We start from the raw sequence: 13,469 nt of genomic DNA, 5'->3' as shown, positions 1-13,469 counted from the left end.
AGGCGTGGCTGCGCTATACTCGCGCCCGGCCGCACGCCCTCGTCTTTTTCTCGTTCCGGAGATGTCATGTACGATCTCGCCCGCTCTCTGCTGTTTCGCCTCGACCCTGAACGGGCTCATGACCTCTCGCTTACGTCACTGGACTGGGCGGCGCGGGTCAAGGCCACGCGATGGATGGCGGGAGCGCCGGTAGATGACCCGACCACCGTGATGGGGCTGACCTTTCCCAACCGTATTGGTCTGGCGGCAGGGTTGGACAAGAATGCTGACCACCTCGATGCGCTCGGGGCGCTGGGCTTCGGTTTCGTGGAAGTGGGCACCGTGACGCCGCGAGCGCAGTCCGGTAACCCCAAGCCGAGGCTGTTCCGGCTGCCGGAGCGCGGCGCGATCATCAATCGCATGGGCTTCAATAACCACGGTGTCGACCATCTGGTGGAGCGGGTCAAGGCCAGCCGCTATCGCGGCGTCATCGGCATCAATATCGGCAAGAACCTGACCACGGCGGTGGAAGACGCTGAGGCCGACTATCTCTACTGTATCGAGCGAGTCCACGATCACGCCGACTATGTGGCAGTGAACATTTCGTCCCCGAATACGCCGGGATTGCGCAACCTGCAGTTCGGTGACCACCTGGACCGCCTGCTGGCCAGTCTGCGAGAAGCGGGAACACGCCTGGACGAGCGTAGCGGCCGCCGGGTGCCGCTGGCCGTCAAGATTGCGCCGGACATGGATGAGGATGAGGTGCGTCTGGTGGCCGGCGCGCTGGCCAGTAATGGTATCGATGCGGTCATTGCGACCAACACCACGGTATCGCGTGAGGCGGTGGCGGGGCTTGAACATGCCGACGAGCAAGGTGGCCTGTCAGGATGTCCGGTGCTGGATGCGTCCAACCGCGTCATCGCTCAGCTACGCGAGGCGTTGCCGCAGCTTCCCATCATCGGTGTCGGTGGTGTGGACAGCGGCCAGGCGGCGGTGTCCAAGCGGCAGGCTGGCGCGGATCTGGTGCAGCTCTATTCCGGCTTTATCTATCGTGGCCCGGCGCTGGTCCGTGAAACGGCGAGGGCGCTGGCGTCCAGCCGCTAGCGGAGCATCGCCAGGCAGGTTGTCTGGCGGGGCCGCGGGCAAAAGCGTGGCGATGTTGCTGAAACAAGTGCTGCAGAATGTGGCAGCAAAAAGCCCATGGCACTGACGGCCATGGGCTTACGGGGTCTTTCCCTTACCTCAACAGTACAGCGTTATCAGAGCACCATGGGGTTCTTGTGAATGCCGGACACTCCTGTCATGCCCGACCACTGGTCCCCACGACCTTCACGCCAACCGCTCATCCAGTACTCCCGTAGATTGATGTCCTGGCTGGGGCAATCGTCTCGGGATCTACCCGAGAGGCCTGCCTTATAGCCGTGTACATAGGCGCGCTGGAAGCGATCACGTTTCTGTCGTTTCATGGGTCTACCTCGTGACAAAGGTACCAATCCGACCCGCTCCCGCCGTACATTGGGGAAGAGCGTGGAACGGGCCCGTGATGCCCAAGCCTTGCGATGTGCGTTCTAGCGTGAGAAGCACGAAATGAAGGCTTGTTGACAGGATCACATGTGTCGTATCTCGTAGCTACCATTTCATTGATAGCGTAAGCCACGAGCCGTTGTCGACGTTTGTTTTGTAACAACCTGTTCATCCAGCGGTCATTGAACGATTAGCCAAAAAATGACTCGCAGGATCATCATCACAGTAGGAGAAGCAAGTGCCTGAGAAGTTAGACCTTCTGGCGACCTGTCCACGCGGCATCGAGCAGTTGCTGGCCACTGAGCTTGCGACATTCGGTCTCGCCCCTGGTAAGTCCACCGTGGCGGGAGTCAACGCCGAGGGTGACCTCGAGGGTGCCTATCGAGCGTGTCTGTGGTCGCGTCTGGCCAATCGGGTCATCCTCTGCGTGGCTCGCGTCGAGGGGGTGGAAACTCCCGATGCCTTGCGCGACGCGGCTGCGGCCATTGACTGGCAGCGCCATGTCCGTCCCGGGGCGACCATCGCGGTGGACTTCCACGGTCGCAGCGAGGAGATCCGCCATACCCGTTTCGGTGCGCAGACGGTCAAGGATGGGGTGGTGGATCGCCTGACCGCCTCGGGCCAGGCGCGCCCCGATGTGGATACTCGCCAACCCGACGTGCGTCTATATGCGCACCTTCACCGGGGGCGCCTGGTGCTGGGTATCGACCTGTCCGGCGATAGTCTGCATCGTCGCGGCTATCGTCGTGACACGGGCCATGCTCCGCTCAAGGAGAACCTGGCGGCGGCCCTGCTGGTGCGTGCCGGCTGGCCTGAGTTGGCCAAGCAGGGTGCGCCCTTGATCGACCCCATGTGCGGTTCAGGGACGCTGCTGATCGAAGCGGCGCTGATGGCGGCGGACATGGCTCCCAACCTGTCTCGTGAGCGTTTCGGTTTCCATCGCTGGGCCGGGCACGACCGAGCTCTGTGGCAGGAGGTGCTGCGGGAGGCCCAGGCGAGAGCAAGCTTTGGGCGCAAGCGTGCGCAGTCGTCGATCTTCGGCTTCGACCAGAGCCCGCCCGCCCTGACGGCCGCCAAGACCAACGCCATGCGAGCCGGCATTCCGGCACTGATTCACCTGGATGGTGCCAGCGTGCAGCGCCTGTCACGTCCGCGGGTACTCGACCCTGAGCTGCCTGGACTGGTGATCAGCAACCCCCCTTATGGTGAGCGAATCGGCGAGCTGCCGGAGCTGGTCAGGCTGTACTCGGATCTTGGTGTGCGCCTCAAGGCGGACTTTTCCGGCTGGCGGCTGGCGCTGTTCACCGGCAACCCTGATCTGGGACACCGCTTGGGAATGCGAGCCCACAAGCAGTATGCGCTGCGCAATGGGCCGTTGGACGCCAAGCTGCTGCTGATCGACATTGGCCAGCGTCGTGAGGGCGATGTATCTGCATCAGCGGAAGGGCTGACAGACAAGGCGACGGAGGCGAGGCCTGCGTCATCCTTCGACGATGCTGCGCACAACCCCCAGGGCAGTGCCAGCGCCGAGCCTAAAGGCTCGCAGCCGCAGCCAGGGCAGGGGTCAGAACACCCCAGTGCAGAGCGTGACTCCCGTCGAGAGGAAGGCGAGGCCGACAGCCAGGCACAGCCGGCTCGTAGTTCAGGCGCGCAGATGTTCGCCAACCGTCTGGAGAAGAACCAGAAGAAGCTGCGCAAGTGGCTCAAGCGAAGCGGTGAGGGTTGCTATCGCTTGTACGATGCCGACATGCCCGAGTACGCCCTGGCCATCGATGTCTACGGTGACCATGTGCATGTACAGGAGTATGCGCCGCCCAAGTCGATCGATGCCTCCCAGGCTCAGCGTCGGCTCTATGATGCCCTCGGCGTGATACCCGATGTGCTTGGCGTGGAGCCCGGCAAGGTCGTGGTCAAGCAGCGCCAGCGCCAGCAGGGCAAGTCACAGTACGAGAAGCAAGGTCGCAGCGGGCAGCGTTTTCAGGTGAGCGAGGGGCAGGCGAGTTTCTGGGTCAACCTGCGTGACTACCTGGATACCGGTCTGTTCCTGGATCATCGTCCGGTACGTCGGATGCTCGGGGAAATGGCCGCGGGCAAGCGCTTCCTCAACCTGTTTTGCTATACCGCGACGGCGACGGTGCAGGCGGCACTCGGCAGTGGCAAGGAGGGTCAAGCCGGTGCCAGCGACAGTGTCAGTGTCGACATGTCCAACACCTACCTGGAGTGGGCCCGGGACAACTTCGCGCTCAACCGTCTCGACCCGTCACGCCACCGGGTCGTGCGTGAGGACTGCCTGCGCTGGCTGGAGACGGCCAAGGGCGAATTTGATCTGATCTTCATGGATCCGCCGACCTTCTCGAACTCCAAGAAGATGGACGACACGCTGGATATCCAGCGTGACCATCCCCGCTTGGTCGAGCTGGCGATGGCGCGACTGGCCCCAGAGGGCACTCTGGTGTTCTCCAACAACCAGCGCCGGTTCAAGATGGATGAGGCGTTGGAGCAGCGTTTCGAGATCAAGGACATCTCACGCCAGACGTTTGATCCGGACTTCAGCCGGCGCCCCGACCTTCATCACTGCTTCCTGATTCGCCATCGGGCATCGTGATGGGGCGCTGGGTGATGATTACCACGCTGGGCTGCCACCTGTGCGAGCAGATGGCAGCGCTGGTCAAGACGCTGTCGGTGGAGGACATTGCCATCGACAGCGTCGAGATCAGCGACGATGAGGCGCTGCTGGAGCGCTTTGCCGAGCGCATCCCTGTATTGATCGACGAGACGCGCCCCGATGATGTGCTGGAGGGGCGTGTCGACGCCGACAGCGTGGCTCGTTGGCTGGATGCTCGCGGTCTGCTTGATCACAGCGCGTGGCGGGCGCTGGTCCAGCAGACTGAAGCGGGTGAGGCAGACCATGTCGTCGGCGCAAGGCTGGTACGGGGTAGGCGGGTATTCGGCGGTCGCTGACCAAGGTCAGCGCCGACTGGCCAGGACGGCGGCTAGCTCCTGGCGGTAGGCCTGCGGGTGATCGTCCTGATGCTCGGGAAAGCGGCCCAGGGCAACGGCCAGGCTGAAGAAGCCGGGTCCAGGCAGGTGAGGGGGCTGGCGGCTGACCACCAGAGTGGCCAGCAAGGGGCGGCCCGCTGCCACGTCTTCGTGGATGGTGACTTCCAGCGCCTCGGCAACCCGGCGAATGGTCCGTGGTGGCATCAGCCCCAGTGCCTCGGCAGCCTGCTGGTAGGTCAGCGGTAGCTGGTGGGTCTCAGTGGCCTCCAGCAGGGCTCGCAAACGTGCTGCCAGTGCGTTGCTGGTGGTGGAGGCGTCAGCTGGCGGCATGTCAGTTGGCGTCCAGCAGCGACAGTTGACCGACGGCCTCACGCCCTTCAGGGCTGTGGTCATCGGCTTCCAGGACCTTGCTGAAACCGCGCGAGGTCAGGATGGTCTTTTCGTCTTCCAGCCACATCATGGCCTGGGCATAGTCATCGGCCAACTGATGCTTGAGCCCGCCGAACTGGGTGCCGATCTGCCCCCAGGCACGGCTGAAGATCCAGTCGCCGAACATGTCCTGATGCACATGCACAAGGACATAGTCATGGTCGGTTTCCCAGCGGACGATCACGGCGACTCCCGTCTATCAGCAGTGGTCGGCACCTGATGGCCTCAAGCACCGTCTTTTTTCGGTTAAGATGGCCATTGTAAGCCCTTGAGGCTCATCCACAAATAGCCCGATCTTGGGTCGGGCTGTCGATTGCCCTGCCGCCAGGAACCGTTCATGAAGATTGTCGTCGACGCCAACGTGCCCGCTGCCGATGCTTGTTTTGGCCTGCTGGGAGAGGTGGTGCGCGTACCGGGACGCGAGATCAATGCCCATCACCTGGCTGATGCCAGCGCGCTGGTGATTCGTTCCATTACCCAAGTGGATGAGGCGCTGATCAACCAGGCGCGGTCGCTGGGATCGCCCTTGTCCTTCGTTGGCAGCTGCACCATCGGCACCGATCACGTCAGTCTCGAGGCGCTGGCGTCGAGTGGAATAGCCTTTGCCAGCGCGCCTGGCTGCAATGCCGAGCCAGTGGTGGATTATGTGCTGTCCGCTCTGGCCCTGGCCTGCGAGCGGCGGGGCGAGTCGCTGCTCGATAAACGGGTGGGCATCCTGGGTGTCGGTAATGTGGGGGGGCGTCTGGCGGCGCGTCTGGCCGCCATGGGAGTGGCCCACGAGCTGTGCGATCCTCCCCGGGCAGACCGAGAAGGTCAGCAAGGGTTTGTCGACCTGGATACGCTGATCGAGCGCTGTGATGTGCTTTGCCTGCATACCCCGCTGGTCAAGGAGGGGCCCCACGCCACCCGACACCTGCTGGACGCAGGGCGCATCGAGGCCTTGAAACCAGGCAGCCTGCTGCTCAACGCCGGGCGCGGTGACTGCGTCGATGGGCAGGCGCTGAGCGCGAGGCTCGAGCGCGACAACGATATGACGGCCCTGCTGGATGTATGGGAGCGGGAGCCGGCCATCGATCTGACGCTGGCCCGCCAGGTAATGCTGGGCACTCCTCATATTGCAGGGCACAGCCTGGAGGGCAAGCTGCGTGGCACTCACCAGATCTATCAGGCCTTGGTCAAACACCTTGGTGTGGATGAGGCCGTCACGCTCCAGGAGCTGTTGCCTCCTCCCGCGTTGGCGCGCATGAGCTGGCAGCGAGCGCTGCCGGTCGAGGAGGTGCTGCGCGCCTGCATGCGCGCGGTATATGAGCCCAGACGCGATCATGACCGGCTGGCCCAGGCCCTCGCCACCAGCTCGCCGGCTCAGGGGTTCGACCAGTGCCGCGCCAGCTATCCGCTGCGCCGCGAGTTCTCGACCCTGAGCGTCGAGTTGACGGGCGAAGCACAGAGATTGGCCAAGGTGCTGGCAGGCGCGGGCTTTCGCATAGTGTGAGGCTGAGGCTGAGGCTGAGGAGGCAAGGCAAGCCGGGAGGCCATGGCCTTTGAGCACCCGTGGCCGGGAGCCTTGGGCACGCCTTTTTGGGCACGTCCCGCCTTGAAGGGCGGCGGGACGCATCCGGTGCGTGGTGGAAGTGTCATCGGGGGCTGTCTTGGCATGTTTCGGCCTGTCTTCGTCCTTTATAGCCCCATGGCAGAGGAGGTGGAGCGTCGTGGGTCGGCGCCGCCGTAGAAGGTGCCGTCCTCGATCATGATGGACTGAGCGGCGCCCATGGCTTCCTGCAGGCTGACGCTGTGGCCCATGTTCTCGAGCAGCCGGATGGTGTCCGGGCTGATTCCCTGCTCGATGCGGATCTCGTCAGGCAGCCACTGATGGTGGATGCGCGGCATGCTCACCGCAGCCTGGATGTTCATGCCATGATCGATGACATTCATCAGCACCTGCAGCGTGGTGGTGATGATCCGCGATCCGCCTGGACTGCCGGTGATCAGGAAGTTCTCGCCATCCTTCTTGACGATGGTGGGCGTCATCGATGACAGCATGCGCTTTTCAGGCTCGATCTTGTTCGCTTCGCCGCCGATCAACCCGTAGGCATTGGGTACCCCCGGTTTGGCGGAGAAATCGTCCATCTCGTTGTTGAGCAGGAAGCCTGCGCCATCCACCACGATACCCGAGCCATAGCTGAAGTTGATGGTGTAGGTATTGGAGACCGCGAGGCCGTTGCCGTCGGCGATCGAGAAGTGAGTGGTCTCGTTGGACTCGTAGGGCAGCGGGTTGCCGGGGGCGATATCGGCACTCGGCGTAGCCTGGTCGTCGGCGATCTCGCTGCGCAGTTCAGCGGCATAGTCTTCTGACGTCAGGCCGGCCAGGGGGACGTCGACGAAGTCGGTATCTCCCAGGTACTGCGAGCGATCGGCATAGGCGCGCTTCATGGCTTCGGACATCAGGTGGATGGTGCTCGCGGAGTTGAAACCCAGCGCTCCGATGTCGTCGCCCTCGAGCATGTTGAGTATCTGCACGATATGGGCGCCGCCGGAGGAGGGTGGGCTCATGGCGTAGACATCATAGCCCCGGTAATTGCCGTGCACCGGCTCTCGCACCGTGGCCTGGTAACCGGCCAGGTCTTCCAGGGTCATCATGCCATCGTGGCGTTCCATTTCGGCCGCAATCAACTGGGCGGTCTCGCCCTCGTAGAATTCCCTGGGTCCCTGTTCGGCAATTCGCTTCAGGGTGGCTGCCAGGTCTGGCTGGCGGTAGATGTCGCCTACCTCGTAACGGGAACCATCTTCCTTGAAGAACTTGGCGCGACTGGCTTCCCAGGGCTCGAAACGTTCACTGGCGCTCTCGATGCCATCGACGAACCGTTGTGGCACAGCGAAACCGTCCTCGGCGAGCTTGATGGCGGGCGCCAGCGTCTCGGCCAGCGTCATGGTGCCGTATTGCTCCAGCGCCAGGGCGAGTCCGGCAACCGTTCCGGGCACGCCGGCGGCGTTGTGGGTATAGCGGGACAGCTCGGCTACGGCGTCGCCGCTGTCATCCTGAAACATCGTCTCGTAGGCCGCCTTGGGGGCCTTCTCGCGATAGTCGATGGCAATCACATCGCCGCTTGTCTCATCGGAGATCAGCATGAAGCCGCCGCCGCCGATATTGCCTGAACGTGGCTGGGTGACAGCCAGGGCAAAGCCTGCCGTGACGGCGGCATCCACCGCGTTGCCACCGTTGGCCAGCACGTCGCGGGCCACCTCCGAAGCCAGGAAATGGCTGGTCGCAACCATTCCCCTGGTGCTCACTTCCGGATGGAACCGTTCGCCTTCGAGAATGGCCTGGCTGTCACTGAGCGCTGGGCTCGCGCTCAGGCTCAGTGATAGGCCGATGGCTGAACCAGTGATGGTGGTGCGTAAACGGCGGGAGATCGACATGGCGTACCCCTCAGGTTGTCGGATCGTTGTGTGATGGAATGGTGGCACTGTCGAATAGTGCTGCGGCCATCAGGCATGACACGCAGTTTTACTATTGACGCCCATGGACCACAGCGCAAATAGGGTTGGGCGCCAACAAGAGAGGTGTGCGGGTGTCGAAGGGAGCTGAGGGCGACCGGTACAAGCGCAGTGGCGAGGAGCCGGGGCGTGGCAAGCACGACAAGAGGCGCGGTAGACCACAGCAAAAAATGATGCTGAAAAAGAAACACCCCCGCCGGCGGGACCGGCGGGGGTGTTGGCAGGACGGCGCTTTCGTCACTGACGGTAAGCGGCTTCCTTGAGGGCGCGAATACGATCGTCCAGCGGCGGGTGGCTGGCGAACAGTTTCTCCATCAGCTTGCGAGTCTGGCCGGTGGTAATGGCGAAGGCGGTCAGGGTATCCGGCATCTGATCGGGCATCTGGGTCTCGGCCTTGAGGCGTGCCAGGGCATTGATCATGGCGCCGGAGCCCGCGAGCTTGGCTCCTGCAGCGTCGGCACGGTACTCACGGAAGCGGGAGAACCAGGCGGCAATCATCGAGGCGAGAATGCCGAACACGATCTCGGCGACCATGACCACGGCGAAGTAGCCGAAGAAGCCGAGGCCTTCGTTGTCATCGCGGCGCAGGAAGCTGTCGACCAGCTGTGCCACCACCCGAGCGAAGAACATCACGAAGGTGTTCAGCACGCCCTGAATCAGCGCCAGGGTGACCATGTCACCGTTGGCCACGTGACCGATCTCGTGGGCCAGCACGGCCTTCACTTCTTCCGGCTGCATGCGGTTCAGAAGTCCCGCAGACACGGCGACCAGAGCGTCGTTCTTGTTCCAGCCGGTGGCAAAGGCGTTGGACTGCTGGGCCGGGAAGATACCGACCTCAGGCGTCTTGATGTTGGCCTCGCGGGCGAGTTCGGCCACGGTGTCGAGCAGCCACTTTTCGGTGGCGTTGGACGGGTTCTCGATGATCACGGTGCCGGTGGAACGCTTGGCCATCCACTTGGAGATGAACAGCGATACCATGGACCCTGCCATGCCGAACACAAAGCAGAAGATGAGCAGGCTGTTGAAATTGATGCCCTGGGCGTTGAGGTACGGCTCCACGCCCAGCAATCGCAGGGTGATACTGGCGACCAGGATGACCGCCAGGTTGGTGCCCAGAAAGAGCAGGATTCTCATCATTGCCGACATTCTCCGTAAGGAAGGAAACCTGAAGAGCCCAGTGGCTCGACGGGGGAATCAGATGCTTAGATAAGCCCTGGGGCGCCAAGTTTCAAGCGCCCGGGCGTTGATCGCTCCATCGCTTGTCGAGCGAAGCGCAAGTGCCTGTCGGTTTGCGCCTGCCGGTGCGTGCCTGTGTCTGCCGATTTACTGGCGATAGCGCGACAGAAAACGGGCAAAGCGATCCAGCGCATCACCCAACTGGTCCGCCCAGGGCAGGGTAACGATGCGGACATGGTCCGGATCCGGCCAATTGAAGGCGGTGCCCTGTACCAGCAGGATCTTTTCCTGCAGCAGCAGGTCGAGTACCAGCTGCTGGTCATCCTGAATGTTGTAGACCTTGGGGTCCAGGCGCGGGAAGGCATACAAGGCGCCCTTCGGCGTGGTGCAGCTGACCCCCGGGATGGCATTCAGCTTTTCTACGGTAATGTCCCGCTGTGCCAGCAGTCGCCCACCGGGCAGGACCAGATCATTGATCGACTGATAGCCGCCAAGTGCTGTCTGAATGGCATGTTGCGCAGGCACATTCGCGCACAGGCGCATCGATGCCAGCATGGTCAGCCCCTGAATGAAGTCATTGGCTCGCTGCCGGGCGAGCGTGCCGGATAGCGTCATCCAGCCGCTGCGAAAGCCGGCGCAGCGATAGCTCTTGGACAGTCCATTCATGGTCACGACCAGCTGATCTTCACTGGCCAGCGCCCCGGTGGCCACGTGCACGGTGTCATCGTAGAGAATCTTGTCGTAGATCTCGTCGGAGAACACCACCAGGTTGTGTTCGCGGGCGATGTCGAGCAGCTCGCGCAGTACCTCGGGGGGATAGACGGCGCCGGTCGGGTTGTTGGGATTGATGATGACAATGGCACGGGTGTGGCTGGTGACCTTGGCCCGGATATCATCCATGGCGGGCGCCCAGTCCGCCTGCTCGTCACACAGGTAGTGGACGCCACGGCCACCGGACAGATTGACGGCGGCGGTCCACAAGGGGTAATCCGGCGCCGGAATCAGCACTTCGTCACCGTCGTTCAGCAAGGCCTGCATGGCCATGACGATCAGCTCTGACACGCCGTTGCCGATGTAGATATCCTCGATGCCAACGCCGGGGATCTCCTTGCGCTGGCATTCCTGCATGATGGCCTTGCGTGCCGAGTACAGTCCCTTGGAGTCGCAATAGCCCTGGGCCGTGGGCAGGTTGCGCATCACGTCCTGAAGAATCTCTTCCGGCGCTTCAAAGCCGAACGGGGCTGGATTGCCGATATTCAGCTTCAGAATGCGCTGGCCTTCGTCCTCGAGGCGCCTGGCGTGCTCCAGCACCGGGCCGCGAATGTCGTAGCAGACGTTATCCAGCTTGTGTGACTTTGAAAGGGTAGGCGTGTCCATGGCGCGGGTCTCGCAGAATCCGTTGTAACGTGCCCGCTGAGGGCGGGCCGGTCGTGTAGCCGTGTGTGGCAGGTCGTGATGGTTGTCTGCCGGGTAGTCAGTCTTCCGAGGTCGCACCACCCGATGCCGAGCTGTCGTCTGCTGCAGCCGGGGAGGCCTCGGCGCTGATGTCGTCGTCGGCAGGGGCATCCACCGGGATGTCATCCGGGGTTTCCAGCGTCAGTCGGCCGAGCTTGCCATCACGCAGCTCATGCAGCAGCACTTCGGCGCCACGATGCAGGTCAATTTCCCCGCCGGCACGCAGCCCCCCACGCTTGGCGGCGATATCCGCCAGGATGGCGTGGCCGTCGAAGCCAGCCTGGGCCATGAGGTCAGGACGCTCGTCACCATCTGCGTCGACCTTGTCCGCGTCAGGATGCGCGTCGTAGGCAGGCAGTGACGTCAATTTATAGCGTGACCTGAGGGCTTCTGGATAGCGCTTCGCCAGTTCGGCAGCGGTAATCAAGGCCACATCGACATAGTCGATAGCGGTGTCTCGGATGGCGCCGCTGGCGGCCAGGCGGTAGGCACTGGCCTGGTCCTCGATCTTGGGCCACAGCACGCCGGGAGTGTCGGTCAGGGCAACGCGACCCTGAATGCGCACCTTTTGCTGACGCTTGGTGACGGCGGGCTCGTTACCGGTCTTGGCAATGGTGCGGCCAGCCAGTCCGTTGATCAGCGTCGACTTGCCGACGTTGGGGATGCCCATGACCATGACCCGCACATCCCGGTCTGCGCGAACCTGACCGGCCAGTTCGTGACATAGCTTGGGGATGCGCTTCAGCTCGCGGGTGTTGGTCGTGGTCACCGCCAGCGCGCGGGTGTCTGGCTGTGCGTCGAAGAAGGCGGTCCAGGCGCGGGTGCCCTCCGGGTCAGCGAGATCGGCGCGAGACAGAATCTTCAGCACCGGCTTGTGGCGGGTCAGACTGGCCAGCATCGGGTTCGCGCTGGAGTAGGGCAGGCGGGCGTCGAGCACCTCGATCACCACGTCGATTTCCGGCAGCGCCTCCAGTATCTGACGGCGCGCCTTGTTCATGTGTCCCGGAAACCAGCCCAGCATCTCTTTCTCCTGCCTACTCTATAAGCGCAAATGACGCTCCATCTTAGGGAAACCCGAGTCAAATGTCGTCAGCAGAGATGCGGGCAGGCTGCTGAAGCGCGAGTCGATGCAGTGAGTGGGCGACCACGAGCCGCCGGGGTGGCCGTGGTCGCCAAGGGGCGTAAAGGGCGTGCTAGGTGCGCCAGGCGCTATTCACCTTCGTGAAAGCTCAGTGCCAGTGAGTTGATGCAGTAGCGCTGGCCGGTGTGTGTAGGGCCGTCGGCAAAGACGTGGCCGAGGTGGGCGTCGCAGCGCTGGCAGCTGACTTCGGTACGGTGCATGCCGTGTCGATGGTCGTCATCGAGCTGGATGCAGCTCTCGGACAGCGGCCGGTCGAAGCTTGGCCAGCCACAGCCGGCATCAAACTTGTGCTCATTCTCGAACAGGGGCGCGTTGCAGCAGGCGCAGTGATAGATGCCGTGGGTATCGGTGACGTGGTAGTCGCCGCTGAAGGGGCGCTCCGTGCCTTTTTCGCGAGTGACGTGATATTGCTCCGGGGAAAGCTGTGTCCGCCATTCGGCATCGGTTTTCTCGATCTTCTTGCGCATGGATGTTCTCCCGTGAGGTTCGACGCAGGCGCTCACTTCAAGCTAAGACGTTTATGGCCGTTTGACCAACCCGACGGTTTCACGCTGACCGTTCCATGGTGTACGTGGGGCTTACCTGTGAATACTGCGCTGGGTGTCGGCCTCATACGAGGCCCGTGTGTCTATGTACGTGTGCCTGTGTATGGGGCAAGCAGGACGGGTAATAGGGTGGATATATAGAGAAGGGCGTTGAATCGAACAGGAAAATCGTGACTCGGGGTTGACACTTTTCAGGGTGCTCAGTAACATACGCGCCACCTCGAGAGAGACGAGGCCGATGCGTCCCATTCGTCTAGTGGTCCAGGACACCGCCCTTTCACGGCGGGAACAGGGGTTCGAACCCCCTATGGGACGCCACTTCGACTCTTGAAAGGCCGGAATGCGGGAATAGCTCAGTGGTAGAGCACAACCTTGCCAAGGTTGGGGTCGCGAGTTCGAATCTCGTTTCCCGCTCCATGCGTCCCATTCGTCTAGTGGTCTAGGACACCGCCCTTTCACGGCGGGAACAGGGGTTCGAACCCCCTATGGGACGCCACTTCGCAACGCAGCAGAGGGACGTCGACAGCTGTCGCGGTCTCTGCATCGATAGAGCGGGAATAGCTCAGTGGTAGAGCACAACCTTGCCAAGGTTGGGGTCGCGAGTTCGAATCTCGTTTCCCGCTCCAAAAATTATTGGCCTGTTGCTTCGGCGGCAGTGCCTGACGCAAAAAGGGCCCCCGGGCCCTTTTTTTGTGCTTTCTGGATGGTCTGACTCGCTGTGCGTA

The 13,469-nt window shown here is 62.6% G+C and carries 12 protein-coding genes and 4 tRNA genes; 8 read left to right on the top strand and 8 right to left on the bottom strand.

Annotated elements, in window-relative coordinates; translation table 11 throughout:
* The first annotated feature begins 66 nt into the window (after nt 1-66).
* The gene (locus KUW18_RS00460) at nt 67-1,083 is read left to right on the top strand and encodes a quinone-dependent dihydroorotate dehydrogenase (RefSeq protein WP_222560546.1); all 1,017 of its coding nucleotides are present in this window, start codon (nt 67-69) and stop codon (nt 1,081-1,083) included.
* A 155-nt stretch (nt 1,084-1,238) separates the two neighbouring features.
* Here the strand turns inward: KUW18_RS00460 and rmf are convergent, their stop codons facing one another.
* Nucleotides 1,239-1,445 (bottom strand): ribosome modulation factor, encoded by a 207-nt coding sequence (gene rmf, locus KUW18_RS00455; protein WP_045994893.1) that lies wholly within the window; start codon nt 1,443-1,445, stop codon nt 1,239-1,241.
* Between the two features lie 296 nt (nt 1,446-1,741).
* On the opposite strand from rmf, the gene rlmKL reads away from it, so the two are divergent.
* Together rlmKL and KUW18_RS00445 are read left to right on the top strand one after the other, a co-directional pair.
* Nucleotides 1,742-4,108, top strand: a complete 2,367-nt coding sequence (rlmKL, locus tag KUW18_RS00450; protein WP_222560545.1) for a bifunctional 23S rRNA (guanine(2069)-N(7))-methyltransferase RlmK/23S rRNA (guanine(2445)-N(2))-methyltransferase RlmL — start codon at nt 1,742-1,744, stop codon at nt 4,106-4,108.
* A gap of 14 nt (nt 4,109-4,122) precedes the next feature.
* Nucleotides 4,123-4,464 (top strand): glutaredoxin family protein, encoded by a 342-nt coding sequence (locus KUW18_RS00445; RefSeq protein ID WP_206942734.1) that lies wholly within the window; start codon nt 4,123-4,125, stop codon nt 4,462-4,464.
* Nucleotides 4,465-4,470: 6 nt separating this feature from the next.
* Here KUW18_RS00445 and KUW18_RS00440 read toward each other — a convergent pair whose 3' ends face one another.
* Both KUW18_RS00440 and KUW18_RS00435 read right to left on the bottom strand, forming a co-directional pair.
* Nucleotides 4,471-4,833, bottom strand: coding sequence for a hypothetical protein (locus KUW18_RS00440; protein WP_222483785.1), 363 nt, complete (start codon nt 4,831-4,833; stop codon nt 4,471-4,473).
* A gap of 1 nt (nt 4,834) precedes the next feature.
* Nucleotides 4,835-5,116 carry a hypothetical protein gene (locus KUW18_RS00435; RefSeq protein ID WP_206942730.1) on the bottom strand — a complete coding sequence of 94 codons (282 nt, stop codon included), beginning with the start codon at nt 5,114-5,116 and terminating at the stop codon, nt 4,835-4,837.
* Nucleotides 5,117-5,269: 153 nt separating this feature from the next.
* Between KUW18_RS00435 and pdxB the strand changes: the two genes are divergently transcribed.
* Complete coding sequence (pdxB, locus tag KUW18_RS00430) at nt 5,270-6,424, top strand: 4-phosphoerythronate dehydrogenase PdxB (RefSeq protein ID WP_222483786.1); 1,155 nt, start codon at nt 5,270-5,272, stop codon at nt 6,422-6,424.
* A gap of 185 nt (nt 6,425-6,609) precedes the next feature.
* Here pdxB and ggt read toward each other — a convergent pair whose 3' ends face one another.
* The 5 genes from ggt to msrB all read right to left on the bottom strand — a co-directional run bounded on the left by ggt (nt 6,610) and on the right by msrB (nt 12,666).
* Complete coding sequence (gene ggt, locus KUW18_RS00425) at nt 6,610-8,349, bottom strand: gamma-glutamyltransferase (protein WP_222483788.1); 1,740 nt, start codon at nt 8,347-8,349, stop codon at nt 6,610-6,612.
* Between the two features lie 315 nt (nt 8,350-8,664).
* Nucleotides 8,665-9,564: a protease HtpX gene (gene htpX / locus KUW18_RS00420; RefSeq protein ID WP_206942725.1), complete on the bottom strand. Its 900-nt coding sequence runs from the start codon at nt 9,562-9,564 to the stop codon at nt 8,665-8,667.
* Between the two features lie 186 nt (nt 9,565-9,750).
* Entirely contained in the window at nt 9,751-10,980 is a 1,230-nt protein-coding gene (locus tag KUW18_RS00415; RefSeq protein ID WP_206942724.1) for a pyridoxal phosphate-dependent aminotransferase, read from the bottom strand.
* A 97-nt stretch (nt 10,981-11,077) separates the two neighbouring features.
* The gene (gene ylqF, locus KUW18_RS00410) at nt 11,078-12,079 is read right to left on the bottom strand and encodes a ribosome biogenesis GTPase YlqF (RefSeq protein WP_222483790.1); all 1,002 of its coding nucleotides are present in this window, start codon (nt 12,077-12,079) and stop codon (nt 11,078-11,080) included.
* A 188-nt stretch (nt 12,080-12,267) separates the two neighbouring features.
* Nucleotides 12,268-12,666 carry a peptide-methionine (R)-S-oxide reductase MsrB gene (gene msrB, locus KUW18_RS00405; RefSeq protein ID WP_222483791.1) on the bottom strand — a complete coding sequence of 133 codons (399 nt, stop codon included), beginning with the start codon at nt 12,664-12,666 and terminating at the stop codon, nt 12,268-12,270.
* A gap of 320 nt (nt 12,667-12,986) precedes the next feature.
* Here msrB and KUW18_RS00400 point away from each other — a divergent pair.
* From KUW18_RS00400 to KUW18_RS00385, 4 genes are all read left to right on the top strand, one after another.
* Nucleotides 12,987-13,062: transfer RNA gene (locus KUW18_RS00400), tRNA-Glu, on the top strand.
* Nucleotides 13,063-13,086: 24 nt separating this feature from the next.
* Nucleotides 13,087-13,161: transfer RNA gene (locus tag KUW18_RS00395), tRNA-Gly, on the top strand.
* Nucleotides 13,162-13,164: 3 nt separating this feature from the next.
* Nucleotides 13,165-13,240, top strand: a tRNA-Glu gene (locus tag KUW18_RS00390).
* Between the two features lie 55 nt (nt 13,241-13,295).
* Nucleotides 13,296-13,370: transfer RNA gene (locus KUW18_RS00385), tRNA-Gly, on the top strand.
* Nucleotides 13,371-13,469 lie beyond the last annotated feature (99 nt).

It is taken from the genome of Halomonas sp. DP5Y7-2 (genome assembly GCF_019802025.1).
Taxonomy (GTDB): domain Bacteria; phylum Pseudomonadota; class Gammaproteobacteria; order Pseudomonadales; family Halomonadaceae; genus Halomonas; species Halomonas litopenaei_A.
Note: the sequence above shows the minus strand (reverse complement) of the source record. Positions and strands in the feature narration are given on the sequence as shown.

Bases quoted from the DNA above. Each gene is read 5' to 3' on its own strand.
- ylqF (WP_222483790.1), bottom strand. From the start codon at position 12,079: ATGCTGGGCTGGTTTCCGGGACACATGAACAAGGCGCGCCGTCAGATA.
- KUW18_RS00415 (WP_206942724.1), bottom strand. From the start codon at position 10,980: ATGGACACGCCTACCCTTTCAAAGTCACACAAGCTGGATAACGTCTGC.
- KUW18_RS00440 (WP_222483785.1), bottom strand. From the start codon at position 4,833: ATGCCGCCAGCTGACGCCTCCACCACCAGCAACGCACTGGCAGCACGT.
- htpX (WP_206942725.1), bottom strand. From the start codon at position 9,564: ATGATGAGAATCCTGCTCTTTCTGGGCACCAACCTGGCGGTCATCCTG.
- ggt (WP_222483788.1), bottom strand. From the start codon at position 8,349: ATGTCGATCTCCCGCCGTTTACGCACCACCATCACTGGTTCAGCCATC.
- KUW18_RS00445 (WP_206942734.1), top strand. From the start codon at position 4,123: ATGATTACCACGCTGGGCTGCCACCTGTGCGAGCAGATGGCAGCGCTG.
- KUW18_RS00460 (WP_222560546.1), top strand. From the start codon at position 67: ATGTACGATCTCGCCCGCTCTCTGCTGTTTCGCCTCGACCCTGAACGG.
- pdxB (WP_222483786.1), top strand. From the start codon at position 5,270: ATGAAGATTGTCGTCGACGCCAACGTGCCCGCTGCCGATGCTTGTTTT.
- rmf (WP_045994893.1), bottom strand. From the start codon at position 1,445: ATGAAACGACAGAAACGTGATCGCTTCCAGCGCGCCTATGTACACGGC.
- msrB (WP_222483791.1), bottom strand. From the start codon at position 12,666: ATGCGCAAGAAGATCGAGAAAACCGATGCCGAATGGCGGACACAGCTT.